Source organism: Paenibacillus agaridevorans, assembly GCF_018604145.1.
Taxonomy (GTDB): Bacteria; Bacillota; Bacilli; order Paenibacillales; family Paenibacillaceae; genus Pristimantibacillus; species Pristimantibacillus agaridevorans.
In genome coordinates, this window is sequence record NZ_CP075889.1 from 8,062,360 (window position 1) to 8,089,285 (window position 26,926).

The 26,926-nt window shown below is 55.2% G+C and carries 15 protein-coding genes; 11 read left to right on the forward strand and 4 right to left on the reverse strand.

Annotated elements, in window-relative coordinates:
• The first annotated feature begins 102 nt into the window (after positions 1-102).
• The 3 genes from KJW29_RS32265 to KJW29_RS32275 all read left to right on the forward strand — a co-directional run bounded on the left by KJW29_RS32265 (position 103) and on the right by KJW29_RS32275 (position 8,600).
• Positions 103-1,896 (forward strand): adenylate/guanylate cyclase domain-containing protein, encoded by a 1,794-nt coding sequence (locus KJW29_RS32265; protein WP_214627678.1) that lies wholly within the window; start codon positions 103-105, stop codon positions 1,894-1,896.
• 227 nt (positions 1,897-2,123) lie between these two features.
• Positions 2,124-3,797, forward strand: coding sequence for a stalk domain-containing protein (locus KJW29_RS32270; protein WP_214627679.1), 1,674 nt, complete (start codon positions 2,124-2,126; stop codon positions 3,795-3,797).
• Between the two features lie 3 nt (positions 3,798-3,800).
• Positions 3,801-8,600 (forward strand): FecR domain-containing protein, encoded by a 4,800-nt coding sequence (locus tag KJW29_RS32275; protein WP_214627680.1) that lies wholly within the window; start codon positions 3,801-3,803, stop codon positions 8,598-8,600.
• An 869-nt stretch (positions 8,601-9,469) separates the two neighbouring features.
• Here the strand turns inward: KJW29_RS32275 and KJW29_RS32280 are convergent.
• Genes KJW29_RS32280 through KJW29_RS32290 form a run of 3 tightly spaced genes read right to left on the reverse strand, consistent with a single transcriptional unit; the run spans position 9,470 to position 12,729 of the window.
• Positions 9,470-9,844 (reverse strand): response regulator, encoded by a 375-nt coding sequence (locus KJW29_RS32280; protein ID WP_214627681.1) that lies wholly within the window; start codon positions 9,842-9,844, stop codon positions 9,470-9,472.
• Positions 9,837-11,672, reverse strand: coding sequence for a hybrid sensor histidine kinase/response regulator (locus KJW29_RS32285; RefSeq protein WP_214627682.1), 1,836 nt, complete (start codon positions 11,670-11,672; stop codon positions 9,837-9,839). Before KJW29_RS32285 ends, KJW29_RS32280 begins: the two co-directional genes overlap by 8 nt.
• A gap of 4 nt (positions 11,673-11,676) precedes the next feature.
• A complete protein-coding gene (locus tag KJW29_RS32290; RefSeq protein WP_214627683.1) occupies positions 11,677-12,729 on the reverse strand; it encodes an HD domain-containing phosphohydrolase in 1,053 nt (350 codons plus the stop codon).
• Between the two features lie 260 nt (positions 12,730-12,989).
• On the opposite strand from KJW29_RS32290, the gene KJW29_RS32295 reads away from it, so the two are divergent.
• The 6 genes from KJW29_RS32295 to KJW29_RS32320 all read left to right on the forward strand — a co-directional run bounded on the left by KJW29_RS32295 (position 12,990) and on the right by KJW29_RS32320 (position 24,381).
• Positions 12,990-14,579: a sensor histidine kinase gene (locus KJW29_RS32295; RefSeq protein ID WP_214627684.1), complete on the forward strand. Its 1,590-nt coding sequence runs from the start codon at positions 12,990-12,992 to the stop codon at positions 14,577-14,579.
• Between the two features lie 99 nt (positions 14,580-14,678).
• Complete coding sequence (locus tag KJW29_RS32300; RefSeq protein WP_214627685.1) at positions 14,679-16,292, forward strand: glycosyl hydrolase family 18 protein; 1,614 nt, start codon at positions 14,679-14,681, stop codon at positions 16,290-16,292.
• A gap of 200 nt (positions 16,293-16,492) precedes the next feature.
• Positions 16,493-17,497: an ABC transporter substrate-binding protein gene (locus tag KJW29_RS32305; protein ID WP_214627686.1), complete on the forward strand. Its 1,005-nt coding sequence runs from the start codon at positions 16,493-16,495 to the stop codon at positions 17,495-17,497.
• A gap of 376 nt (positions 17,498-17,873) precedes the next feature.
• A complete protein-coding gene (locus KJW29_RS32310) occupies positions 17,874-20,210 on the forward strand; it encodes a glycoside hydrolase family 95 protein (RefSeq protein WP_214627687.1) in 2,337 nt (778 codons plus the stop codon).
• Positions 20,211-20,403: 193 nt separating this feature from the next.
• Positions 20,404-22,713: a helix-turn-helix domain-containing protein gene (locus KJW29_RS32315; RefSeq protein ID WP_214627688.1), complete on the forward strand. Its 2,310-nt coding sequence runs from the start codon at positions 20,404-20,406 to the stop codon at positions 22,711-22,713.
• A 57-nt stretch (positions 22,714-22,770) separates the two neighbouring features.
• Positions 22,771-24,381, forward strand: coding sequence for an extracellular solute-binding protein (locus tag KJW29_RS32320; RefSeq protein ID WP_214631414.1), 1,611 nt, complete (start codon positions 22,771-22,773; stop codon positions 24,379-24,381).
• Between the two features lie 180 nt (positions 24,382-24,561).
• Here KJW29_RS32320 and KJW29_RS32325 read toward each other — a convergent pair whose 3' ends face one another.
• On the reverse strand, positions 24,562-25,155 hold the full coding sequence (locus KJW29_RS32325) for a YdeI/OmpD-associated family protein (protein WP_214627689.1): 594 nt from the start codon (positions 25,153-25,155) through the stop codon (positions 24,562-24,564).
• A gap of 189 nt (positions 25,156-25,344) precedes the next feature.
• On the opposite strand from KJW29_RS32325, the gene KJW29_RS32330 reads away from it, so the two are divergent.
• Positions 25,345-25,506 (forward strand): hypothetical protein, encoded by a 162-nt coding sequence (locus tag KJW29_RS32330; protein WP_187103703.1) that lies wholly within the window; start codon positions 25,345-25,347, stop codon positions 25,504-25,506.
• A gap of 119 nt (positions 25,507-25,625) precedes the next feature.
• Entirely contained in the window at positions 25,626-26,660 is a 1,035-nt protein-coding gene (locus KJW29_RS32335; RefSeq protein WP_214627690.1) for a Cfr family 23S rRNA (adenine(2503)-C(8))-methyltransferase, read from the forward strand.
• Positions 26,661-26,926 lie beyond the last annotated feature (266 nt).

Consider the following 26,926-nt stretch of genomic DNA (forward strand, 5'->3'; position numbering starts at 1 on the left):
GTAAAAGCTTGCAACAAGTTAACTTTGGGGAATGTCGGAAAATGTAAAACTAGTTTACAATGATAGATAGACTATTAACAATGGCAGGGAGAGTGCGTTTCTATGAAAAAAACGGCGCGCAAGCTGGCGCTGATCGGCAATGCGGGGGTGCTGCTCGTCATGTGCCTGCTGATGCTTATGGAGCTTCTGCTGCCCCTCGACCGGGCATTATTCGGCTACAATATGTCGCAGTCGAAGTCGCAGATGCCCGACGAGCGTATTATCGTCGTCGCCATAGACGAATATACGCTGCAGGAGCTGGGCGCCTTTAATACGTGGACGAGAGATAAATATGCAACGCTGCTCGATCATATGTATACGCCCGAGACGGAACCTGCCGCTGTGGGCTTCGATATTTTGTTTACATCGGAGAGCGTGCCGGAGGCGGATGCGGCGTTCGCCGAGGCTCTGGAGCGGCATGACGGCATTATTTTGCCATCCTACGCCAATACGGAGAGCGAATTCTCGCGTTCGCTGGAGGGGGCGTCCGACAAGTCGCTGCTGCAGCCCGAGGAATGGGTGCATCCCATTCCGATGTTCGCCGAGCATACGGATCGGGCGCATATTAACGCGCGGCTGGACAAGGATGGCGTTATACGCCGCACGCTGCTGCAGCTCGGACAGCCGGACGGCGGGCCAATGCCGTCGCTGGCGCTGCAGATGGCCCGTATGGCGGGAACGGATGTCGAGCCTTTCCTTGCTATGAATGCGAGAGATGAAATTTTGATCGATTACAACATGGTGTCCGGGGATTTCTGGACGGTGCCGTTTGTCGATGTGTATAATGGCAACTTCCCTGCGGAAAATTTCGACGACATGCTGGTGCTTGTCGGCTTTACGGCGGTCGGCTACGATACGGGCGCGACAACGGTGGAGAGCGAGATGAAGCTGGTGTACGTGCACGGCAATATTTTGCACCAGCTGCTTCAAGGCGAGACGATCCGGGAATTGCACGGCCTTTGGATTACGCTGATCTCGCTCCTGATGTTTGCGCTCATGCCTCTGGTGGCTTGGCGTTTCCGCACGATGACGGGAAGCCTGTTGGCCGCTGGAACTGCGCTAGCTCTGCTGGCCGCGCAATACGCCTCCTTCCAATGGCTGGATTGGCACTTTAACGCCGTGGAGCCGTTGGTCGTGCTGCTGCTAAGTTATCTGGTCAATATTACTCTGAAGTCGTTTCTCGAGAACAAGCAAAAAAACTTTATTACGAAGCAATTCGGACGTTACCTGTCGCCGGATCTGGTCCGCGAAATCGCCCGCAGCGACCAGGAGATCAAGCTGGGCGGCATTAACAAGGAGCTTTCGATTCTGTTCCTCGACATTCGCGGATTTACGACATTGTCGGAGAAGCTGCCGCCGGAGCAGGTGCTCGACTTTCTGAACACGATGTTCGATATGATTACGCGCAAGGCGCTCGACAACAAGGGGACGATCGACAAGTTTATCGGCGACGCCGCGATGGTTATTTTTAATGCTCCGCTTGATGTGCCGGATCATGAGTATCGCGCCGTGCGGACGGCATGGGACATCCAGGAGTCGATGAAGGAAGTGCGGCGCACGATCGAGGAGAAGCACGGCATCACGGTGAGCGTCGGCATCGGCGTCAATACCGGGATGGTCGTAGTCGGCAATATCGGCTCCTTCCTGCGGGTTGATTATACGGCGATTGGCGACAACGTCAACATCGCCGCGCGAATCGAGTCCAATACGCAGCCCAATCAGATTCTGGTATCGGAGGAGACGTATGAGCGAACGAAGAGGAGCTTCGTGTACAACTGCATCGGCGAGCGGATGATGAAAGGCAAAAGCGTGCCCGTCAAGCTTTATGAGGTGGTAGATTTGAAGTCTGCCCAATAATTTTTTGAACTTCTAAATAACGTTTTATTGCGAGTTGGATTTGGCTTCAATATTGTAATCGGGGTTACAGTCAGGGTTAGCGCGTTGGTGGTATAATTCGGGAATGCTTAAAGATATTTTTCGAAAATAACGTCGAAATTTGTTGTACAATTAGATAGATGTCATCCTGTTTATTTCGCGATAGATTTCAATAAGGATAGTAGATAAGAGTCTGGAGGTTGTGAGAAATGCATATGAGAGATAGGGCAGAGAACATTAGCCGTATGTCGCGAAAGTGGGGAACGGCGTTGCTTGGGGTCGCGCTGGCCTGGGGGCTGTCGATGGCTCCTGCTGCTGCGTCTGCGGCGGGACAGCAGCCGTTCGGCATTAAGGACGGAGTGCGAGGCGAGGAAGGGCAGCTGTTGCTTCAGGTCGGCACGTTGGCAGGCTCGGGAGAACCGGGCGACGGGGACGCCGCTGCGGATATCGCTTCTTTGCGTGCCCCGCAAGGCGTGGCCGTGCTGCCGGACGGGACGGTATACATAGCCGACACGGACAACCATCAGATAAGAAAGCTGGCGGGCGGCAAGATCAGCACCGCAGCCGGACTGAAATTTCTGACGAACGAGCTGTATCGGCCAATCGGGGGATATAACGATGGGCTCCCCGGAGAATCGGCTCTTAACGAGCCGGTCGGGCTGGCGGCGGATGCCGCGGGCAATCTGTATATTGCCGACGCCGGCAATCATGCGATCCGCAAGCTTTCGCCCGGAGGACGGCTCACTACGCTGGCGGGCAACGGCGTGATCGGCGATGCGGACGGCCGCGGCAAGGACGCGGGGTTCCACTACCCGCAGGCGGTGGCCGTTGACGATCGCGGCAACGTATACGTCGCGGATTCGCTTAATCATCTCATTCGCCGCATCGCGCCGGACGGAAATGTAACGACGTTAAACGAGTCGCCGACAACGGGACGCGAGATTATTCCGGGGCTCCTGGTTGAGAGCGGCGGCTATCGCGACGGCAAGCTGGCGCAGGCACTGTTTAACGAGCCTTCCGGCTTGGCGCTGGATGCCAAAGGCAATCTGTATGTCAGCGATACCGGCAATCAATTGATCCGTTATATCGATTTCTCGAGCAACACAGTGTCCACGGTGGCCGGAGGCAAACCGGACGGCACGCCGGATTTCGAGGCGGGAAGTATCTATGCGACCGCAGGGTATGCGGACGGAGCGGCGGCCAATGCGCGCTTTAGCTTTCCGCGAGGTCTTGCGGTTACGCCGGAGGGCGGGCTGCTCATCGCCGATTCGTTGAATCACGCAATACGTTATTTATATGAAGGCAAAGTATCCACGATCGCGGGAGCGGGCGACTCGGAGCGAGGCTGGCTGGACGGCATCGAGAGCAGCCATGCTTTGCAGGCGCCTTCCGCGGTGGCGATTGCCTCGAGCGGCGAGCTGCTGGCGGCGGACAGCTACAATAACCGCATTCGTTCCATATCGCTTCTCCGTCTGCCGGAGCGGCGGGAGGGCGATACGTCGGTACGGATCGTGACCGGCGCGGCAGCGGAGGAGCTCAAGACGCCTTCCAAACTGTTGGCCGGCAGAACATTCGCCCCGGTACGGGCGGTCACCGAATCGCTTGGCTACGAGGTCGACTATAAGCCGGATACCCGCGAGGTGCTGCTGCGGAAGGCGCAACTGGAGATCACGCTCAAGCTGGACAGCAAGGAAGCCGCGGTTCGCAGGAATGGCGGAGAAGCGGAGACGGTCAAGCTGGATGCCGCTCCGTTCGTCCAGAACGGCGTCTCTTATATTCCGGTCCGCTATATTAGCGAATTGATAGAATTGGACGTGCAATGGCATGCCGCGTCGCGTACGGTCATCATTCGCAGTCCGATAACAGATGGAGAGGAGCTGTAGGTTATGCGTTTAAGCGAACGATCAGTCCATGCCGGCGTAAGGAATTCCTTTGGAAGGGGCGTCTCCTTTGTTGCAGTCGTCCTGTTTCTTACCTTGCTGGCGAGCGTGGCGCTGGCCCCGATAGGCGAGCGCGCCGCGGCGGCTTCTGTTCGCATTGCGAGCATCGTGTCCGTTTCGGGCACCGTCGAGGTCAAGAAAGCAGGGGGCAAAAAATATTTTAAGGCGTACAAGGATATGCCGCTTAATGCCGGAGATCATCTGAAAACGGGCGATAAATCTAGCGTGACGATCAGGGTGCAGGATCGCTCGGACGAAGCGACGTTAGGCGGCGGCTCTTCGCTGTACATATCCGAGCTGCGCGATGCGAGCGGCAAGAAAAAATCCAATTTTACGCTGTGGACGGGCAGTATGTGGGTGAAGGCAAGCACGCTTGTCTCTACCGAGGATGAATTCGAGGTCGAGACGCCGACGGCGGTCATGGGCGTGCGCGGCACCAACCTGTTTGTGACGGTCGATCCGCTAACCGGAGAATCGATGTTCATGATCGCCTCGGGGGTCGGACAGGTATTCTCGAAAAACAACGGCAAGAAGGACGATATGCCGTCTACCATCTATCCGAGCCAGATGTTGAATACGTATTTCGACGAGAAGAAGCAGTCCGAGAAGGATGAGGTTGTATTCGTCAATCTGGAGCAGTTTGTGCAGGGTGCCGGACCCGGCGTCATTGAGGCGATTATCAAAAACAAGGCGGCGATCGACAAGGAGAATGAAGAGCTTCTGGAGCGATTGCGCCAAGGACTTGGCCCCAACAACAGTCTTGATCCGGGCGGCTTAAATATCAAGTCGATTGAAGATCTGGAACGCTTCCGCCAAAATCTCGAACATTTTGTGGCGAACGCGGTTAAAGAAGCGATCAAGCAGAATAAGGTCGATGCGGACGCCATTCGGAAGCTGGTGGAGGAAGCCAATCGCAGCCTCGACAAAAAAATCGATCTCGACAATGCAAAGGAGCCCGTGCTGACGGACAAGGAGAAAGAACAGCAGCGTCTGGCCGAGCAATTGAAGCAGCAGCGGGATCGGTTAAAGCAGCAGCAGGAACAGGCTTTGGCGGAGCAGCAGAAGAAGCAGCAGGAGCTGCTGGCCAAGCTGGCGGAGCAGGCGCGCCAAAAGCAGGAGGCCAATCAAAAGATACTGGAGGAGCAGAAGAGGAAAGCGGAGGAAGAGTATCTCAAGAAGCTGGAGGAAGAAAAGCTCAAGGCTTTCTTGGAGGCGAAGAAAAAGCTGGAGGAAGCGGCTGGCGTACCTACGCCAACGCCGGCGCCGACCAATGCCGGAACTCCGAGCACGCCAGCGCCGACCCCTACGCCTCCGGCGCTTAATCAGCCGGGAGAGATACCGGGTCCGCTGGAGCAAGCGGTTAGCGGGAGTGCGGACGCCGTTTACGGACCTGTTGAAGGTTTAGTAACGGTTGAAGGCAATCTGACGATTGTCGGCGACGACACGGCGACCGGCGTCTATACGCTTCGCAATATGAGGATTGAGGGCAACTTGTCCGTCACGGTTCCGAACGGCAGCGTCGTGCTGCTGGATTCGGTCTCGGTAGTGGGCACAACGACGATTGTGGATGTGGCGTCGAACACATTCGACAGTTCCGCGTCTCATGGTGGCGCCATCGAGGTGCAGGACAGTAATAATGGCGCTCGCGTCATTCTGCAGGGGAATGCCAGCAGCGGCATGGTTCGCATTACGGGCTCCGGAACGATCGTGCTCGAAGGCAGCTACAACGGAGAAGTAATTATTGAGGGGAACGCCACATCGATTGTCCTGAAAGGACAGTTTACAGGCACGGTGCACATCAATGTGCCGAATGTGACGATGACGGTAGATTCCACCGCCCTCTTTACCGGAACGTTGGCCATTAACGCAAACGAATTTTCGCTTAACGATATATCAAACAAAGTCGGCCATATCGTGCCGGGTTCCGGGGTTGAGTTAGCTCCGGGCATTCTGGACAATGCAAAGCTCAGCCGTCTGAACCATGCAGCGGATGCCGAGGCTGTCCTTGCATTCCTGCAAGAAGGTGAATATACGGGCGCGTATTTATGGCATGCAAAGCAACTGCTCGTAAGGCGCAATAATCAGGGCGGCGCCGGTTTCGCTACCTGGGAGCTGGCGTCGGCAGCGATTGCCGAGGTGCTGGAGCTGAAAGAACCGGGCCTGGCACTGGAGACGGAAGGCGAGCTTTCTGCCGGTATGCCGATCCTTGCCTTCACTTTTGACGGAGAAAACCTGGACTATCAGGAATGGGCTGAGCGAGTTTACGAGGTTCGTATTTACCATGAATCATCGACAGAAGGCGATCCGCTGCGCACGGTTGCCGTAAATGCGGTAGAAGGACAAGACTTTGGTCTGGCGACGCTCAACGCAGGTCGTCTTGAGCTGGACGGCTCCCTCTTTGAGGAAGCAGGCGCAGGTAGCTACACCTTGAGGCTGACAGCAAACGGACGATTCGACGATGTCATCCATTCGTTTGTGCTGTCGCCTGCGGATTGGCTGAACGGCGAGACAGATCTGACCGACATGGAATTGGTTACGCAAGCGGTAATGGGCACGGAGGATCGGGAGTTCGGTCCTTCGTCCGAATCCGAATTGCTGCTAAAGGTGCCGGGAAATCTGAGGTTTGCCGGAGACGGCAGCGGGACCTATACGTTGCGTAATCTGTCCGTTGCGGGTGACCTGATTATTGATTTGCCAGCTGGCAGCGTCGTGCTGGAGGATTCGGTCACGGTAACGGGAAATACGTACATTGACGGCATTTCGGGGAATTTTGCGACAGGCGGCGGGGTTAGGCCATTGGTTGTAGTGACGGAGCCGGGCGAAGATTCGCCGGGAGCGGCGGGCACTGGCTTTGCCAGCTCCGCGCAACATGACGGCATGATTGAATTGCGAGATTCCGATGGGGCTGCTATTCGTCTGGAAGAGGCGGCGAGCGCCGGCAGCTTGCAGATATCCGGCGGCGGCGAAGTGCTGTTGAGCGGCGTGTACCAAGAAGATGTAATTGTTACGGCGAACGCTGAGGCTGCTTCGCTGCGTATTGCCCCTGATGCCAAAGTGATGGCACGGCTTTATATTAACGCCCCGGGGGTCGAACTGGACCTGCAGGGCATATTGCTAGACATCGGATTTGGCCAGCAGGTGGGAGCAACCGATTCGGTCCTGGCTGCACAGGAGCAAATTGAACAGATTAAGCTAGATATTATTAACTCAGGCAATAACTTCAGACCTGATGAAGGCGACGATTTGTCCGAATTCAAGCAGGCGCTTGAAGCGGCGGGATTCGAGCTGGACCACCGTCTGTCGTATTTGTACTTGCTGTTCCTGGAGGGACAATTCTATAGTGAAAGCAGCTACATTAGCTCTCTGCTCGATATCAGAGACTGGCTGAGGGACTGGAACGAGCTGCAAAATATTTCGCCCGACTTCGAGGAGGAGGCGCATCTCGCGATTGAGGATACGCCTTATGGGCAGCCATTGCGTTTTGTATACAGCGGCTTTATTCCTGCTCCAGTACAAGGCGGTGAAGGAGAAGGAGAGTGGTCGGAAGGTTACGAACCGTTCGATTGGCCGGATTGGTTCTATCAGGCTAGCGGCGTTACGATCCGTCAGACGATCGGAGATGAAGTCATCGAGCGTTATTATCCGATCAATCAGCGACTTGATTGCATCATCGAAATGCCTTACGAGTGTGGAGAAATGCTCGATTGGGACATGACCGCCTTCCATCCGGGAGAGGCTAGCGCAACCGTCCATGGGGGCTTTCAGTATGGGGAAGATTGGGAGAGCGGGGCCGTTGGATTATACGAAGACGTAGCGGATCTGTCCTTTACGATCGAAGAGCCTGTCCAGGCGGAGTGGAACGATAATTGGTATGTAACGCAATTCGTGTACGGCAATGAGAACAAAATGTTAGGTCCAACCGATCCTGAACAGACGGCAACAGTAGAATACTTGACGATTCGGGGAAGCGGCAGCGGAACATACACTTTACAAAATGTCGTCATTACCAGAGAACTGATTGTCGATATCCCCAATGGCTCGTTAGTGTTGGGCGACGGCATGGGCTTTGAAGGTGGGCAACAAGAAGGGACTCCATGGATCATCGTTCGAGATGTGAGCTCCGTCGCTAGCGGAGGACTGATCATCAACGATCTGACTGTTAGGGTTGAAATCCATGTTCGCGACTCGAATGCAGCAAGACTGAGGCTGCAGACTTTGCCGGCGGGAGAGAACACCAGGGTATACGTGAATGGACCGGGTGTGTTGGAATTGGTTGGAGAATCCAGAGCCGTTGATTTGTACAATGAGACTGAATGGAACCACAACGAGGAGATGCCGCCTTCTTATCGGGATATTCACCTTTCCGAGGGGGCTGTCATTGAAAATATGAGCTTATACAGCAATGCAGGCCGTATTCGTTTGTTTGACAACGGCGGAAAAGTATTAAATCTATTAACATTCGGTGAGGCGTATGGCGGATTCGACTCCTCGATCACGGCTTACAAGGACATGCTGGCTGAGATGTTAGAAAGTCTCAATCAAGCTCTGGACCCAGCTTTAGAAGCTCACCAGTATAAACAGGTTCAACAAAAATTCGAGCATGTACTGGCATTTATAGGCATCCCGCCGGCAGCAATACTTCAATCCGGCGAGGGAATGTGGGGGTATCTACGCACAAACTCCTACAGCACCCTGCCGGAAGCGCTGTACACCCTGCAGTATTATCAAATTGACACAACCGTGTAATTCGTAGCGTATAAACGCGCTTCGCTGTCATAGTACGCGAACGCCACAGCAAATAAAACCGCCAGGACGATTCGTCCGGCGGTTTTATTTACCACAATAGAATTTATAAGTTTCCGAGCTTGTCGGAAATCTGAAATTCTTTTGGTGATAAAAACTTCATCTACACGCGGTTCGCTCATCCTCGAAGGTGGAGCGCGAGTTCAGTCGTTGTCGCTACGGCGTGCGTACGTGTGCGATAGCGAGGGACGGAACTCAGAGCCCTTATTTCATCGTATGGAGGGGGAAAGGCAGGGCTTACGGAACTCAGAGACTTTATTGGTTGATGATAAGGGGGATGGAGCGCGATTCGGTTGGAATAAGCACGCTCAGTTCCGTAAGGGTACCCGAAACCGTTGATTTGGCGCAAATAACGTCGCTCAGTTCCGCACACCTGTTTAGTTTGGTCAATAAGCCCGCTTTGTTCACGTTTGCCGCCATAGGGCTTTGCCTTGCAAAGCTTAATCTCGCTCATCTCCAATCTCCAAGAGGCCGACCGTATATCGCAAGGAAAAGAGAGGGAAAATCTCCCTGTATTCTGGGGAAATCGGAATATCGGCTCCGCTTAGAAGGAAAACCTCCCTTTAATCGGGGTGGTTCGAGCCGAAAACAGTGTTTCAGCCAGAATTAGAGGTAGGATTTCCCTCTAAAGAGCAAGCAAGGGCAGAGATGAGGGGATCAGAGGGAGTTTTTCCTCTTATTCGAGAGACCGAACAGACAGGGGTGGCGCCGTTGCTTCTTTCTGGCGCTAGCGCACAAAAAGGACCGTCAGGATGATCTATCCTGACGGTTTTTCTTAATTGCGGTGCATGGGCCCTGAAGCACGCGAACGACTAAGCCCGCGAAGAAGAAAGCAGCGCCTCGATCTTGCCAAGCAGCCGCATCCACTCCACCGGCTTGGTATCAAAGTCGTCGCAGCCTGCCTCGAAAGCTCGGGTACGGTCGCTCGTCATGGCATGGGCCGTGAGCGCGATGACGGGGATGTTCCTTGTGCCGGGATCTGCCTTGAGCGCGCGAGTGGCATCCCAGCCGTCCATGACCGGCAGGCTGAGGTCCATCAGGATGAGGTCCGGCTGGATCGCCGAAGCAAGCTCGACACCTTGCCGGCCGTCCACAGCCATGTCCACGGTAAAACCTTTGCGGATGAGCCGGCGCGACAGCATATCCCGGTTCATCTCGTTGTCCTCCACAAGGAGAATTCTAGCCATCCTCCTCAACCCCCTTTACAGACCTGCCGGATAGCTCAATGAGTCTTCGAATTTCGGTCAACAGCGCTTCGCGCTCCAATTGACTCTTGCTGAGTATGTTTTTGGCATAGCCGCTAAGCCGCTCGCGATCCTCATCTGTAATCGACTTGGCCGTAACGACCACGACCGGGATGTCCCGCCATGCGTCGTGCTGCCGCAGCACCGTCAAAAATTCGAACCCGTCCATTTCGGGCATCATGAGATCAAGCAGAATGAGATGCGGCGCATCCTGCTCCAGCAGGCTAAGCGCATGATGGCCGTTATCGGCCTGGATCACGTTATAGCCTTCCTTGCTTAACATCTTTGTCATCATGTCGGAGGTGATCGCATCGTCTTCTATGACCAGCACGGAATGGGACTGCCGTTCCTGCACATACTTTTCGATAATACCGATGAGCCGATCCCTCTGTACGGGCTTCGTTACGTATTCCGCGGCACCCATGGCGTATGCAAGTCGCTGCTCGTCCATCATTGAAATCATGACGACAGGAATATGCGCCAGTTCAGGATCGTTTTTGAGCATGGTGAGCACGTTCCAGCCATCGACGCCAGGCATAAGCACATCCAGCGAAATGACATCAGGCTTCAGTTGCTTAGCCAGACGCAAGCCTTCCCGGCCGGATTGAGCAAGCGTAACGGTCCATTCTTCCTGACCGAGATAACGCTGCATTAATCCGAGCATTGCGGGATCGTCGTCGATGACGAGGACGGTGCCGACTCCATTGGCAGCGATGAGATTCGTTAAGCCGGAGCCCTCATCGCTAGTCTCGCTGGCATATCCAGCCGGAACCTCCGGTTGGGGTATAGTCAGCATGGAAATATCCGACGCCAAAGACACACCTGGCATTGACTCGCCATTACTTTGCAGAGGCAGCCAGACCTTAAACGTCGAACCCTCTCCGAGCTCGCTTTCGACGGAGATTTTGCCCCCCAGCATGGTGCACAAATTTTGGCTGATGGCAAGTCCCAGCCCCGTTCCGCCGAATTTGCGGGTCGTGGAGGCATCGGCCTGCTTAAACGCAAGGAATACGCTTTCCGCTTGCTCCGGAGTCATGCCAATTCCGTTGTCTTGGACGCGGAAGGCTATACCAGGCACGTCAAGCTCCTGCTCGCTGGCGAGGGATAAGGTAACCGTGCCGTCCGATGTGAATTTGGCAGCGTTGCTGAGCAGGTTGAGCAAAATTTGCTTAAGCTTGGTCGCGTCCGAGCGGATCGAATCCGGACAATCGTCCAGCCCCTCCAGCAGCAAATGGTTGCGGTTGGCCGCCATCAGAGGATCCACGGTCGCAACCAGTTCGGCGATGAGAGAATGAAGGTCGACGGTTTCGAGATAAAGCTCTACTTTGCCGGCCTCAATCTTGGATAGGTCCAATATGCTATTAATCAGCGTGAGCAAATGCTGCCCCGCTTTATGTATTTTGTGCAGATCGTCCGAGAAGGCGGCTTCTCCCATTTCTTCGGCTTCTTCCCCCAGCATCTCGCTGTAGCCGATGATGGCGTTAAGCGGCGTGCGAAGCTCGTGGCTCATATTGGCGAGGAACTGGCTTTTGATCTTGTTCGCTTCAACGGCTGCATCGCGCGCTTGGGACAGCTCCATCGTCCGTTCTTGAACGAGCACTTCCAGCTGTTCGTTTAATTGATGAAGCTCCTGGTTGAGATCATGGATCGCGTGCGACTTCTCCTCCGAGATCCGCTCGGCTTCCAGCCGGGCTTGCCGCTCGAGCTCCAGCTCTCTGCGGAGTACATCTATCTCATTCCTATTATCGCTAACCCCGTTCCGTTCTTTCATCCACCTAATCCCTCCTGGCAATATTAAACGGCGCTTCGCTTCCGATGATGTCAAGGAATACTTCAACCACGCGCGGATCAAAATGCTGCCCGGACTGCGCTATAATTTCCGAGATGGCTTCCTCTTTTGTCCATGCCCGTTTGTACGGTCGCTCATGCGTGAGGGCGTCGTAGAAGTCGGCGATTGCCACGATTCGCCCGTAGAGCGGAATGTCCTCGCCGCTTAATCCGTTTGGATAGCCGCTTCCGTTCCACTTTTCATGGTGCGTTAATGCGATCGTGCCGGCTGCCTGAAGAACGGGGAAGACGCTCCCTTGCAGGATGCTGGATCCAATATCGGCATGCTCCTTCATCCTGGCGAACTCCTCGGAAGTGAAGCGGCCGGGTTTTAGCAGAATACCATCCGGAATGCCGATCTTGCCAATGTCATGGAGCGGCGCGGCCCTGCCGATCAGTGCAGCTTCATCGGGAGAAAGTCCCAGCCCCAGAGCGATACGAGCGGACAAGTCTCCGACCCGTTTCGTATGCTGGCCCGTCTCATCGTCGCGGTACTCCGCCGTGCGGCCAAGCACGTCGAGAATTTCCGCCTGAGCGAGCTCGAGCTCTCGTGTTCGCTCACGTACGCGTTGCTCCAAATCCTGGTTTCGCTCTTGCAGCTTCAGATGATAGAATCGTGTGGCCAGGAAGTTCTGAATGCGCAGCACGACTTCCGTCCGATCGAACGGCTTGGCGATGAAGTCGTTCGCGCCCTCATGCAACGCCCGTTTCTTCGCCTCGGGCGTCACGTCGGCTGTCAATACCAGAATAGGCAAATATTCGCCTTCGTTCCAGTTACGCAGACATCGAATAGCGGTAAAACCGTCCATCTCCGGCATATGGAGATCGAGCAGCACGATGTCAGGGCGGTGCTCCCGATACAAGGCCTCCAGTTGCAGCGGATTGGTAGTTGTCACGAGATTTGTATATCCCGCACGAGTCAGAATGCGGTGCAGCAGGCTGATATTGAATTCCTGATCGTCTACGATCAGGAATTTGGCATTTTGCTTCCACTCGTCCATGGTAGGCCTCATTTGCTTATGTAATAGGGGAATGGAGAGGATTCCCGTCCGTCCATCCTAATCTTGCCATTCTCTCACTATTATAAATGTAAATTCGATATTTTACGACCAGATTCTTGTGCTTTCGACATAGGTTAAAAGTCTTGACACGCAATATAGAGGATGACCTGTGGAACTTTAGGAGGAAATAATTCGCTCTGTGTCGAATGAGAGTAAGGATTTATCTGCCAGGGATACTAGGAACGGGAAGAGGGAACTCGATGCAACACCATAACCACGGCACTTACGACATGCTGCTTGTGTTGTTCTCCTATATAGTAGCGATCGCGGCTTCCTATACCGTGCTGGATTTGGTCAATAGGATCAGTACAACGTTCGGACCGCGAAGATGGCTGTGGCTGTCGTTCGGCGCGTGTGCGATGGGTAGCGGGATCTGGTCCATGCACTTTGTCGGCATGCTGGCGTTCTCGCTGCCGGTTCCGATCGCCTACCATATGCCTACCGTAGCGTTGTCGGTCATCGTCGCAATCGCGGCATCGTTTGTTGCTCTGCATATCGTGGGACGGACACAGCCCGGGATCAAGCGTATCGTGTCGGGCGGCGTGCTGCTGGCGGCGGGCATCGTCGCCATGCATTATATCGGCATGGAAGCCATGCTGATTGATATTGTGTACGAGCCGTTGTACGTCGGATTGTCGGTGTTGATCGCGCTGATCGCGGCGATTACGGCGCTGTGGCTTTCGTTTTATTTTCGGAGGGAAGGGACGCAGAGTCGCGAGTATTGGTTCAAAAAAGTCGGCAGCGGCATGATCATGGGAGCGGCGGTCGCCGGCATGCATTATGTGGGCATGATCGCTGCGTCGTTCCCGCTGGACGGGATGAGCGGGCGCGAGAGCTCCGGCCTAGTTCTCGATCAGAAGTGGCTGGCTTATTTCATTGCGGGCGGCACGTTGTTTACGCTGGGGCTTTCATTAATCGGGATCTTCATCTCCAACAAGTTCACCTATAAGGATTCGGAGATCGAGGACAAGTCCGCGGAGATCCTCAAGATGAATGAGGAGCTGCGCGAGCTTAACGACCATCTGGAGAGCTTGGTCAAGGAGCGGACGATGGAGCTGTCGCATGCACGGGACGAAGCGATCCAAGCCAATCAGATCAAAAGCCAATTTCTGGCCAATATGAGCCATGAGCTGCGGACGCCGTTAAACGCTATTATTGGTTATAGCGAGATGCTGATGGAAGAAGCAGACGAGATGGGAGCGGAAACGTTCGTTGACGATCTCGACAAGATTCGGAAAGCAGGCACCCATCTGCTGATGCTGATTAATGATATTTTGGATATTTCCAAGATTGAAGCGGGCAAGGTCGAGATGTATTACGAGAAGGTAGAGATCGGGGATCTGATGCAGGAAGTGGCGGCGACGATCCGGCCGCTTATCGAGAACAACGGCAATGTGCTTGAGACGGTCGCCGCGAGTGGCGAATTCGAGACGGACATTACGAAGCTGCGTCAAATTTTGCTTAATCTGCTCAGCAACGCAGGCAAGTTCACGCGTAAGGGCAACGTAAGATTCGAGGGTTGTTCGGAGACGTCAGGCGGACAGGCGGGATTTGCCTTTATCATCGCCGATTCCGGGATCGGCATGAGCGAGGAGCAGCAGAAGAAGCTGTTCCAGCCATTTACGCAAGCCGACGCCTCGACGACCCGCAAGTACGGCGGCACGGGGCTCGGCCTCGCCATCAGCCATCGCTACCTTGCCATGATGGGCGGACACGTTACGGTAACCAGCGAACCGGGCAAGGGCAGCACGTTTAAGTGTTGGGTGCCGGCAAGCATACAGAAATCATAGGGGGTGCGATACCATGTATAAGAGCAACTATCCGCCTCCAATCAGCGTCTAACCTCTTGGTGGCTTCTCTATGAAGCCGCCGGGGAGGAGATACTGGAAATGAAATTGAGATTAACGCTGTTGTTAACGATGATAGCGATGATGTTATTCGCTAGCCCCGCAATGGCCTACGATGTCCAACTGAAGCCGTTTAAAGACGAAGAGAACGACTACGCCTTGGATCCGATCTATACGTTGGCTGCTATGGGCGTCATTAACGGTTACGAGGATTTGACATACAGGCCAAGAATGGATTTGTCGAGGGAGGCATTTGTGAAGCTGCTCGTTGTAGCTGAGCAAGTCGAAAGCGGACAGCCAATCGGGAGTATACCCGCGGATGTGGCCAAGGACCGTTGGTCCGCGTCTTATATTGCCGCCGCATTCGATAGAGCCTGGCTTGAGAGCGTGCTAGATTCCGAGGGACGATTTCTTCCGTCCCAAACCATTACGAGACAAGAGGTCGCGATGCTGATCGGCGTGTCGCAGTTGGAGAAGCTTTCTGTTGAGCAAAGAGAGGCATGGCTGTCGTCGGAATGGATGAAGGAACGGGATAGCCGTGCATTCAAGGACTTTGCGTCCATTGATGCCGATATGCAGCCCTATGTCTATTACGCGTCGCGTCTGGGAATTATGGAAGGGGACTCTACCGGTTTTAAGCCGAAGGAGCCGCTCATTCGCAAGCAGGCCGCGGCGGTCATTTATCGATTGCTGGACAGCCGGATCGCAGGGCGGAAAATCGATTTTACAGGCTATTATGCGATAGAATCTTATCCGGCCATCGGACATATGGACAAGCTGTCGAACGTCATTTTGGGCTGGTCCAGCTTGCAGTATGACGGGGCTGGCGTGGCCAAGCTGAACACCGGTTCGGGGGATTATAAAGTGCCGAACGGCTTCGGAGAAGTAGTGGAGGCGGCTGATAAAGCGGGAGCGTCGAAGGAATTAATGGTGTTCTACGCAGGCTCGGATCTCAAGGACTTCCTTAGGGACAAACCGGCGAGAGAAGCGTTTATCGATTCCTTGTTAGCGACCTTAAGTAATCCGGCCTACACCTTCACCGGCGTTCAAATTGACTTCGAAGGGTTGAGGGAAGCGGGAAGCGCCACGGATTTTACGTCATTCTTGAAGGAATTGAAGGAGCAATTAGGCACGTTAACCTTGTCGGTCGCAGTTCCGCCGATTCATTATTATAGCGGTTACGATCTGGGGGCGATCGGCAAGCTGGCGGATACGGTGGTGCTGATGGCGTACGATTTCACACATGCCGAGAGCAAGCTGCCATCGGCGCCGCTTCCGCTGGTCAATGATACGGTCGTGACGGCGCTGAAGGCAATACCGAAGGAAAAGCTGGTGCTGGGCGTGTCCAAACAGGCCAATCAGTGGATTACGGCGCCAAATGGGATTACCGGCCCCGTGTACAAGCCGAGGATCGCGGATGTCGAAAAACGGCTAGCCATGCCTGGCGTGAAGACGACTTGGTCTACGCCGCACTTGCTAAAGCAAGCGGAATTTACGGACGAGCGGGGCAGTCATTTGGTCTATTACGAGGATGCGCAAAGCATCGCCAAAAAGATATGGCTCGCCAAGTATTACGGGCTGAAGGGCGTATCGTTGTGGCATATGGGCAATTACACGGCGGCTGACTGGGCGCTGGTCGGCCAACATGCTAGCTAGATGATCACCGAAACAAAGGCAGTAACGGCTTGCTCGTATAACGGGCAGGCTGTTTTTGCGTCCGCAGCCTTGCTCTAAAGAAGGTTTGTATAAATATTAAGAGAACGTTTGACAACGATAATGATAATTGTTATCATTAAAGAGCTCGGATAGGAGACGAATACATACCGAGACATGTTTAACGAAGGGGAAATTGCAACATGAACGTTAGAAAAACAAAACGATCAACAAGTGCACTAGCCGGGATTCTATTGCTCTCCTTGCTGCTGGCGGCATGCGGCTCGGCGAATAACGATAACGGGGCGGATACCGGCGCAGAGCCGACCGCAACAAATACAGCAACAAATGCGCCAACGGCTTCGGATCAACCGACAGAGTTCAAGCTGACGGACGGATTAGGTCATGAGGTAACTATTCCTGCCGAGCCTAAACGCGTCATCGCCTCTTACCTGGAAGACTACCTTGTCGCGTTGGACGTGAAGCCCGTAGCGCAGTGGTCAGTGACAAGAGGAACGCAAGCTTACTTGCAAGAGTATCTGGCCGACATTCCTGCTATACCGTTCGATCTCCCTTACGAAGCCGTGTTGTCGTTCGATCCGGATCTGATCATTACGGGGATGGCAAGCACGGTGGAAGGCGGCAAATACGAACAATACTCGCAGATTGCCCCAACCTTCACGCTGGGCGACGAAGTAAATGGCGACTGGCGCCAAGCACTGCTGAAAGTCGGCGAAGTGTTGGGCAAGACGGAGCAGGCGAAGCAAGTGCTTGCCGATTATGAGACGAAGGCGGCGGAGGCCAAAGCATCAATTCAGAGCAAGGCGGCAGGCCAATCCGCGGCAGCGTTGTGGCTGACAGGGAACAACTTCTTCGTGGTGAGCGACACGCAGTCCAGCGGAGCCGTTCTGTATGGGGAGCTTGGCTTGGAAGTGCCGGCCACGGTAAAAGAGATTGCCGACGCATCGGAGTTCAGTTGGAACTCGATTTCGCTAGAGAAGCTGGCGCAGCTCGACGCGGACCATATCTTCCTTATTAATAGCGACGGCGACGGCGCCGAGGCGCTGAAGGATCCGGTATGGCAGGGTATTCCGGCCGTGAAAAACGGCAACATTCACGAATTCGGAGCCGACACGAGCTGGTTGTACACGGGGCCGATCGCGAACAAGCAGATGATCGACCATATTCTGGCAAGCATTGTGAAGTAGGGGGATCTCCCGCTATAGCACCAAAACGACAGGATGTCGCCCTTTACGGAAGGGGCGGCATCCTGTCGTTTTTTAACATTCACTCTAAATTGGATCGATATTTACAGTAGGGCTGGCATCTACGGAGCTTCCTTGTTACCATGTGCATGATGAGGAGGGATTAATCATGGACAATAGATAAGCGAATAGAAATTTCCGCCAGGGCTACATTGTGGGATGTGAAGGCTGGATGCCGCGCCCCGCAAGGGATTTCAGGCGGACAGGTGGAGAATCGTACCATTGGAACCGGAATTGTACCTTTACGCGAAGGAGTCATTCTCGGTACCATTTCCCTTGTGGAAAGCGCTAACATAGAGTGTAGACAGGACGGTGCGATATGGGAGACATGAAGCTGCAATATACGAGTCCTGCCGCCGGTTGGCAGCAGGGATTGCCGATAGGGAACGGAAGATTGGGAGCCGTCATTCAAGGCGGTGCGGGTAAGGAAATCTGGAGCCTGACGGAGGCCACATACTGGTCGGGCCGTGCCGAGGAGCCGCAGAGCGCGACAGGGGGAAAGGCGGCTCTGGCCGAAATGCGCGAACGGTTTTTCGCGGGAGACTACGAGGCCGGCGAACGTCTGGCAAGAGCGACGCTGGAGCCGCCGAAAGGAAACTTCGGGACGCATTTGACGCTGGCGGATTTGGAAATTCTGTTCGATGAGGGGGGAGTGGCGGATGGTTTCTCCAGGGAGCTGGACTTGGAGAAGGCCATTGTCTCCCATGCCTACAGCCGGAACGGATCGCCCTGTAGACGTGAGGCTTTCGCCACGCATGCCGCCGATGTTCTTGTCACGCGCCTCACGACGGGGGAGACGGGCGGGTTGTCGTTCCGGCTTGCCTTGAGCGGGCGGACGCCTTTGTTCTCGACCGGCGCCGATGCCGCCGGATATATCCGCTTCCGTAGCCAGGCGACGGAGGATATTCATAGCGACGGAACCTGCGGCGTCTTCGCCAGCGGCATCGTGCATGTGGCGGCGAAGGGAGGCGCGATTGCCTGCGAGGGTAACGGGCTTCGCATCGAGGGCGCCGACGAGGCCATTATTTATGTGGCTGTTTCGACCGACTACGGAAAGACGGATTCCGATTGGGAAGCCGAAAGCGTGCAAGCGATAGAGCTTGCAGCAGGTCAAAGCTATGAGACGCTGAGAGCGGAGCATATTGCGGATCACGGCGAGTTGTTCGCGCGGGTAAGCCTGGACCTCGGAGAAGGCGATAGCGGCCGATCCGAGCTGCCGACTGACGAGCGGCTTCGCTTGCTTCGGAGCGGGGAGGGAGACGACCCAGCTTTGTATGCTCTGTTTTATCAGTATGGACGGTACTTGACCATCGCGGGGTCACGCGAAAATTCGCCGCTGCCGCTGAACCTGCAGGGGTTATGGAATGACGGCGAGGCGAATCGGATGGCGTGGAGCTGCGACTATCATCTCGACGTAAATACGGAGATGAATTATTATCCGACGGAAGCGGCGAATCTGGCGGAATGCCAAGTGCCGTTGACGAGGTTCGTGGCGAAGCTGGCCGAGGCGGGACGTTCGTCGGCGCGAACCTTCTATGGCAGCGAGGGCTGGGTCGCGCATGTGTTCACGAATGCATGGGGTTTCTCTTCGCCGGGCTGGGGATTGAACTGGGGCATGAATGTCACGGGCGGCCTGTGGATTGCGATGCAGCTAAAGGAGCATTACGAGTTCGGACTCGACCGGGTATTTCTAAAAGAGACGGCGTACCCGGTTTTAAAGGAGGCGGCGCTGTTTTTCCTGGACTATATGGTCGTGCACCCGGAGCATGGCTGGCTTGTCACAGGGCCGTCCAATTCGCCGGAGAACAGCTTCTATCCAAATGGGCGGACGGAAGGTCCGGAATACGCGCTGTCCATGGGGGCAACAATGGATATGATGCTGGTTCGGGATTTGTTCGACTTTTGCGCGGATGCATCCGCGACGCTTGCGGTTGACGAGGTACTGCGAGCGAGAATGAAGTCGGCTATGGAGCAGCTCCCTCCGTTGCAGGTTGGCAGCAATGGGCAGTTGCGGGAGTGGCTGGAGGACTTCGGCGAAGCGCAGCCGGATCATCGCCATCTGTCGCATTTGTACGGATTGTACCCGGGGGCGCAAATTACGCCGCAAGGGACGCCGGGGCTGAGCGAAGCGGCAAGGACGACGCTGCAACGCCGAATGGGACGCGAAGGGCTCGAGGACGTGGAGTTTACGCTCGCCCAGTTCGCGGCCAGCTTCGCAAGGCTCGGCGATGGCGATAACGCGCATAAGCAGCTGACGTACCTGATCGGCCAGCTGTGCTTCGATAATCTGCTTACGTATTCCAAGCCCGGAATCGCGGGGGCGGAGACCCCTATATTTGTGGCCGACGGCAATTTCGGCGGCACGTCGGCGATCGGCGAGATGCTGCTTCAAAGCCATGCCGGCGCCATCGAGCTGCTGCCGGCGCTGCCAGCCAATTGGCCATCGGGCAAGGCGGAAGGACTTCGCGCCAGAGGGAATACGATCGTTAACATGCGCTGGGAGGAAGGACGTTTGGCGGAGGCAACAATCCGGCCGGGCGCAAGCGGCACGCTGGTTGTCTGCTCGGGCGGACGGACGTCGACGCTGGAAGTAGAGGCGGATCGCGCGTATAAGCTGGACGGCGAGCTTCAAGCAACAATGTTGCGGCGGATGTAGGGTAAGACGGTCTTCGTTAGAAGAAACGTCAGCGTGGGAAAGCAACTGTTGCCGACACGACAGTTGCTTTTCTTTTGCCTGCTGGAGCGGGATAAGAAATAATGGGAGAAGCCGGCCGGAGGCTTGCGGGAAATCCGCCAATCGGTTATGATAGCGCTCTCAAGTAACATGGTCATCGGGAGGGGGAGTCGTCTTGCCAAGGTATTCCAGAGTATTCAGGAGGTTCCTTGTATCCTATCTCATCATCCTGATCATACCCAGCATCGCGGGATATATGTCGTATCAGACGGCCATTAACGTCACGGAATCCGTCTCCATCGAGAACGGCGTGACGCAGCTGCAAAAAAGCAAGGAGTTGCTGGAGCGCCGAATGGCCGAAGTTGAGGGATTCACGCGGCAGCTTGCCATCAACCAGGATCTCGGAATTCTGATGAACGAGAACGGAACGGGCAGCCAAGCCAACGTATACGGCATCTGGAAGATGATGAAGGATGTCCTGACGTTCGGACAGACGAACGACTTTTTGAAGCAATTCTACGTGTACTTAAGCAATTACGACGTCGTGCTGACGCCGGGCTCGGCTTACTTCCGTCCGGAGCATTATTATGAGAGCTACCATTACCCCGGCATGCCGTACGAGGAGTGGAAAAGCGGCGTGCTGGAGACCACCCACCGCAGCGAAATTATGGCGCTCAGGCCTTTTATGGAGAACAAGACCGAAACTTCGGTTGTAACGTATATGCAGTCGCTTCCTCTGGACAGCTTCAACGGGGCTTCGCCGGCGGTTGCCGTCGTCCTGATCGATCAGAAGATGATCACCGACCCGCTGTCCGGCCTCACGGATCGTTACGGGGGCTGGATCCATATCGCTGACGGAAACGGGCACACGGTGGGACTGCGCGGGGCGGACGAGGAGGAGGTAACTGCGCTCGCCATGGACAGGGACTTCGATGGCGGGAAGCTGAGCCAATTTTATGAAGAAGACCTCGTCATTACGATCAAGTCGGATACGACGGGCTGGGTATACCGCGCGGGTATTCCGAAGGCTGCGCTGATGGAAAGCGCCAACCAAATTAAATTCATCTCCTGGACGGTGACGGGCATCGCCTTGTTCGTCGGTCTCATCGTCGGTCTGCTGCTGTCGTACCGGAACAGCGCGCCCATCATTCGCATTATCGGCGTGATGAAGGAGCAGTTCGGACCGGGGCAGGAGGAGGGGGCCCATCGCAACGAGTTCGACTTTCTGCACGGCAATATCGCCCAAATGCTGACGCAGCACAAGCGGCTGGAGTCGGAGGTCGTCCGCCAGGCGCCGCTCGTGCGCGATGCGTTCTTCAAGCGGCTGCTTGCGGGCGAATTCCAGACGCGCGACGAGATTATCGCCGCGGCCGTCCAGTCGAACGCGGGGTTAAACGGCGACGTCGGATATGTCGGCATTCTGCAGGTTAATGGCTACCCGCTGCTCGACAACGTCGAGGTGCTGAACGAGCTTAACGCCGCCAGGTTGATCCTGAAGCAGGCGCTTATCGACTCCGGCAGCTCCGTCCGCATGACGGACACGGGCTCCGATAAAATCGTCTTCCTGTTCGCGTTTCCGGATCTGGAGGGAGCGTCGGGCCTCGGCAAGGAGGAGGTGGCGAAGACGCTGGAGAGCGTGTCCCGTCGCGCGTTCGAGGAGTTCCGCATCTCCGTTACGGTCGTGCTGGGCGGGCTGTTCCAGACGATTACGGAGGTGAGCCAATCCTACGAGCAAGCCAAGGGAACGCTGGATGTGGCCGTTCACCAGAACCGCAAGGAGTTGACCTGGTTTGAAGATACGCGGCATGAGAGCGCGACCTACCATTACCCGCTGGAGCTGGAGCTTCGCCTGATCGGCACGGTGCGCGCCGGAGAGTTGGATGAGGCCAGGCGCATCCTGGCTTCTATCGTGTCCCAGAATACGGAGCAGCGGGAGCTTTCTTACGAGATGAAGGGGCAGCTGGCAGGAGAGATGAAAGGCACGTTCCTGAAGCTGCTCGACCAGAAGGTATTTATGGAGGCCGAATCGTTCGAGGAGACGAAAAACCGGATTATTGCCATTCAGCCTTCCGAGCCGCTGGAGGTTATACAAAAAGAACTGGACGGCGTCATGGAGACGCTGTGCGAAGTGGTGCGCAGCCGGAAAAACGACAGCCATATGCGTACGATCGAAGCGATTAAGGCGTATGTCCAATCGGTCTACGGCGATTCCGCGCTGACGTTATACCGGGTTGCAGAGCAAGTGGAACGGCCGGAGAAATATATTTCGCAGCTATTCAAGGAAGTGACCGGCGTCAATTTGTCGGATTATCTGGAGAACGTTAGAATGGAGCATGCATCGATATTACTGAAGCACGAGGCATTGACCGTCGACGAGATCGCCGCGAAGGTAGGCTACAACAGCTCGCATTCGTTCCGCAGGGCGTTCAAGCGCGTGACGGGCGTGTCGCCGAGCGTGTTCAGACAATCCGCATTGGACGGTTAGGGGGAGAGTGGCGTGAGAGCAGCCCGCAGCAGTATTCGAATAAAGCTTGCTTCCGCGATGGCGCTTCTGGCGCTCGCGCTGGTTCTTGGCGCGTGCACGTCGGAGCCGGAAGCCGTCGTCGACGGAGCGGAAGACGCGGCTCCCGTTCCGATTCGCGTATTCGCCCAGCAGGAGCCGTCGGGCGATCTGGAGACGAACGACTTCACGAGAGAGCTGGAGTCCAGGTTCAACGTCAAGTTCGAATGGAATGCCGTCGCATCGGCGGGCGCCAAGGAGAAACGTCAAATCTCGCTTGCCGGCGGCGATTATCCCGACGCCTACATTTTGACAACGTATGTGGATCAGTTCTCTCAGGCGGATGTGCTCCGTTATGGGCAACAGGGCGTATTCCTTCCGCTTAACGATCTTATTGACGAATACGCGCCGAATATAAAGGCCGCCATGGAGGAGAACGAGACGCTGCGCGCTTTCAATACGGCTCCTGACGGCAACATCTACGGTTTGGTCGCATACAGCGAATGTTACCATTGCTCCTTTCCGAACAAAATGTGGATCAACACGTCCTGGCTGGATGCCCTCGATCTGGATATGCCGTGGACGACGGAGCAATTCAGAGACGTGCTGCGGGCATTTAAAACGATGGATCCCAACGGGAACGGAAAGGCGGATGAAATTCCGCTAAGCGGCTCCACTGAAGACTTCGGGGTGCGAATCATGCCGTTTTTGATGAACGGATTTATCTACGACGACGACAGCACCTATCTTCAGCTTCGGAACGGCCGGGTGAGCATGGCGGCGGATAAACCGGAATGGCGGGAGGGTTTGGCCTACATCAAGTCGCTTTACGACGAAGGGCTGATCGATCCCGGAGCTTTTACGCAAAACGCCGTCGCCTACAAGCAAATCGGAGAAAACGCGGGCGCGACGATTCTGGGCGCGGGTACGGCGATGCATCCCGATATCTTCGTCAATACGGGTCCGGGCAATACGCGCGGGAAGGACTATAATCCGCTGCCTCCGCTGGCGGGGCCGCATGCGTCGTTTGCCACCCATGTCAATATCGGCGTCTCGCCGGGCGCCAAGTTCGTCATTACGAACAAGGCAAGCGAGGAAGCGCGGATCGCCCTCATTCGTATGGTGGATTATATGTATACGCCGGAAGGGCAGGCCTTCGCCGAGACGGGCAAAGAAGGCGTCGACTGGAGACGGCCGGAGCCGGGAGAGCAGGCGCTAAATCCGGAGCTGAAGCCGCAATTCGCGCGGATACCGGTGGATAGCGGAAAGAAAAGCAACAATTCCGGCTGGAGCGGAATGGGCCACTTCTACATGCCCAGGGAATATCGCGACAGCTGGGTGCAGGGCGCGGATATCTACGCGCCGGACGGCTACGAGCGCAGGCTCATGGAGGCGACGAAGCTGTACGACGGACACGCGCCGGAGCAGGTGCTGGCGGCGGAGTCGCTGTGGATTCAGCCGGAGGTCGCCGAAGAAATTAATTTCCTGCAGATGAACATTCGCAACTATGTGGAAGAAAACTCGCTGCAGTTCATTACCGGCAACAAACAATTGGACGAGGATTGGGACGGTTATGTAAACGGACTGCGGGAGCTGAATGCGGAACGGTACGTGGAAATTATGCAGAAGGCGTATGACGGGGCGACGAGGTAGGCGAGGTAGGCAAGGTAGGCAAGGTAAGCGGGGTAGGCGATGGGAGGAAGGAGCGTTGCTTTTGGATTTTTGATTGGTCCCCCCAACGTGCTTCAATAGGAACAGGAAATGGGAGCGGATGCCGAGGCGATCTGCTCCCTGCTGTATGGTATGGCGTTAACGGTCTTGCCAGCTAACCTGCTAATCCTTGAGCCCCTTTCCATCCAGTATTTGCGGCAAGTACTTTTCGATTCTGGACTCGCGGGTTTTGGATTGTTTGGGTTCGGAGAAGTAGAAGATGTACGCTCTTTGCCTTCCGGGCGTCAATGCTTCGAAAGCCGTTTTCAAGTCGGGGATTTCCACGAATTTATTTTCCAATTCCCCGGGAATGACGTATTCGGCATGCTGTTTCATCTCGACTTGCCTGCCGGACTTTTCCACCTCGATGGCTTCATCGATATACGCCTTCAAGATCAGCTGCATTTCCTCGATTTGCTGCAGGCTGGTGAAACGGATCTGGCGAGCGGCTTGCACGTTCTCCGTCTGCTGGATCAGAATGCCGTGATCGTCCTTAAGCAAGGCGCCTTTGTGGAACAGAAGGGCGCAGTATTCTTTGAACCCGTGTATCAACACGATGTTTTTGCCATCCAGGGTGTAACAAGGATGCATCCACTTAAAATCCTCGGTCAGCCCGCAATCGAGAACGATTTTTCTCAACTCCTCAAATTCGGCTTTCCATTTTTTTGCCTTTCTTAGAAATCCGTCCACCTTGGGATTGGTTTGATTAGTTGTCAAAGGAAGCACTCCTTATCGTTTAGTTGTCATTTTATATCCTCGTTTAATAGTCGGTTTTAATGCTGCTTGGTGCCGTTTTGATTGTAGGACACCTTTTGGTGGCGTGTCAACAACATGCCTGCTAGCCTGCCGCCTGCGCGGGGAGGTAGGTTGACCGGAAGCCCGGTTCCGTGTTAGGGTACTTGTTACATGAGTGCCGCAGGGCAGAAGGAGGATGAAGTGATGCCGGAAGTTGTAGATGATTACGTGAACCTGCCATTCGTCGGGCAAGACGACAAGTCAGCGGGCATGGTTCACATTTTACGGCCGCCGGAGCTTTATCCTACCATGACGGAATCCGCCTATCGGTGACGAATGCGCCGGGAGGCGTAGTTTCACGTTCATTTTGGTTGATAAAGAGTGCTAGAAGCCCCGGCTTGCCGGTGCTTCTTTTTGGTGTTGCTTTCCTCCGGGGCCAGAGGGAGAAAGCGATGAAAAAGAGGAACAGATACGAGCGAATAAGCGATATTATCAAGAAAACGGGACAACCCCATTATCGGTATAAACAAATTACGGACGCGATATTCAGGCAGGGAGTACGCGAATACAATAACATGGGCCTATTGCCGAAGGGTTTGCGGGACGAACTGATGATGGAACTGGGGAATGAGGTATGCGAACTTAAGCCGGCGGCGGAGATAACGTCGAAGCAGGCGAATCGGCTGCTGTTCGGGCTGGAGGACGGCGAACGGGTAGAAGCAGTAAGGCTCAGCTACGAACGGGGCTGGGACTCGTATTGCATCTCCTCTCAATGCGGCTGCGGGTTCGGCTGCTCGTTTTGCGCGACCGGAACGATGGGACTGAAACGAAATTTGACGGCGGACGAGATTACCGACCAGCTGTTGTATTTTCTTATGCAGGGGCATGTGCTGGACAGCGTTTCCTTCATGGGCATGGGGGAAGCGTTAGCCAATCCGTATCTGTTCGAGGCATTGTCGATTTTGACGGATCCGCAATTGTTCGGTCTTGGCCAGCGGAGGATCACGGTGTCCACAATCGGCATCGTGCCGGCTATGCGTCGATTAAGGGAGGAGTTCCCTCAAGTGAATCTGACCTTCTCCCTGCATTCTCCGTTCCCGGATCAGAGAAGCGCGTTAATGCCGATCAATAACCGTTTCCCGCTGCACGAAGTGCTGGAAGAGCTGGAGCTTCATGTCCGGCAAACGGGACGGAAGGTTTATGTGGCGTACATTTTGCTTAAAGGGGTCAATGATTCCCGGGAGCATGCGGAGGCGATTGCCGGGCTGCTTATGGGACGAGGCTTGCGGGAGCATCTGTATCACGTAAATTTAATTCCTTACAATGCCACGGACGGGACCGGCGAGCGGTATAGTCAGTCCGAGCGGGCAAGCATCGAAGAATTCGTACGAATTCTGAAGAGCAGAGGGGCGCGGGTGACCGTGAGAACCCAGTTCGGCTCAGACATTAATGCGGGTTGCGGCCAGTTGTACGGTTCGGAACAATAAATTTGCGCGGGAGAGTTGCGACGGGCGGGCGACGTTATTTGTAGCCCGCTTTTTGTCTTAACGCATGCAGTCGTCGAGTCAGCCAAGCACTGAACAGGCCGAGCCGCGCATAGGCAAGCAACGTACGCTTTTCCCGGCCGTACTGCGCGGAATCCCGGCTTTGGTATTGCTGAACGTACGCGCGGCGTGTATATTGGTCCCTGAAATTCGGGACGATCGTACGCGAAAAGGAGGAAGTGTACCTACCCGGAACCTCTCTTTTCGAG

What these genes read in the sequence shown, in the direction of transcription:
- KJW29_RS32270 (WP_214627679.1), top strand. Translation starts at nt 2,124, where the DNA reads ATGCATATGAGAGATAGGGCAGAGAACATTAGCCGTATGTCGCGAAAG.
- KJW29_RS32300 (WP_214627685.1), top strand. Translation starts at nt 14,679, where the DNA reads ATGAAATTGAGATTAACGCTGTTGTTAACGATGATAGCGATGATGTTA.
- KJW29_RS32320 (WP_214631414.1), top strand. Translation starts at nt 22,771, where the DNA reads ATGGCGCTTCTGGCGCTCGCGCTGGTTCTTGGCGCGTGCACGTCGGAG.
- KJW29_RS32310 (WP_214627687.1), top strand. Translation starts at nt 17,874, where the DNA reads ATGGGAGACATGAAGCTGCAATATACGAGTCCTGCCGCCGGTTGGCAG.
- KJW29_RS32330 (WP_187103703.1), top strand. Translation starts at nt 25,345, where the DNA reads ATGAGTGCCGCAGGGCAGAAGGAGGATGAAGTGATGCCGGAAGTTGTA.
- KJW29_RS32305 (WP_214627686.1), top strand. Translation starts at nt 16,493, where the DNA reads ATGAACGTTAGAAAAACAAAACGATCAACAAGTGCACTAGCCGGGATT.
- KJW29_RS32285 (WP_214627682.1), bottom strand. Translation starts at nt 11,672, where the DNA reads ATGAAAGAACGGAACGGGGTTAGCGATAATAGGAATGAGATAGATGTA.
- KJW29_RS32280 (WP_214627681.1), bottom strand. Translation starts at nt 9,844, where the DNA reads ATGGCTAGAATTCTCCTTGTGGAGGACAACGAGATGAACCGGGATATG.
- KJW29_RS32295 (WP_214627684.1), top strand. Translation starts at nt 12,990, where the DNA reads ATGCAACACCATAACCACGGCACTTACGACATGCTGCTTGTGTTGTTC.
- KJW29_RS32335 (WP_214627690.1), top strand. Translation starts at nt 25,626, where the DNA reads ATGAAAAAGAGGAACAGATACGAGCGAATAAGCGATATTATCAAGAAA.
- KJW29_RS32275 (WP_214627680.1), top strand. Translation starts at nt 3,801, where the DNA reads ATGCGTTTAAGCGAACGATCAGTCCATGCCGGCGTAAGGAATTCCTTT.
- KJW29_RS32290 (WP_214627683.1), bottom strand. Translation starts at nt 12,729, where the DNA reads ATGGACGAGTGGAAGCAAAATGCCAAATTCCTGATCGTAGACGATCAG.
- KJW29_RS32265 (WP_214627678.1), top strand. Translation starts at nt 103, where the DNA reads ATGAAAAAAACGGCGCGCAAGCTGGCGCTGATCGGCAATGCGGGGGTG.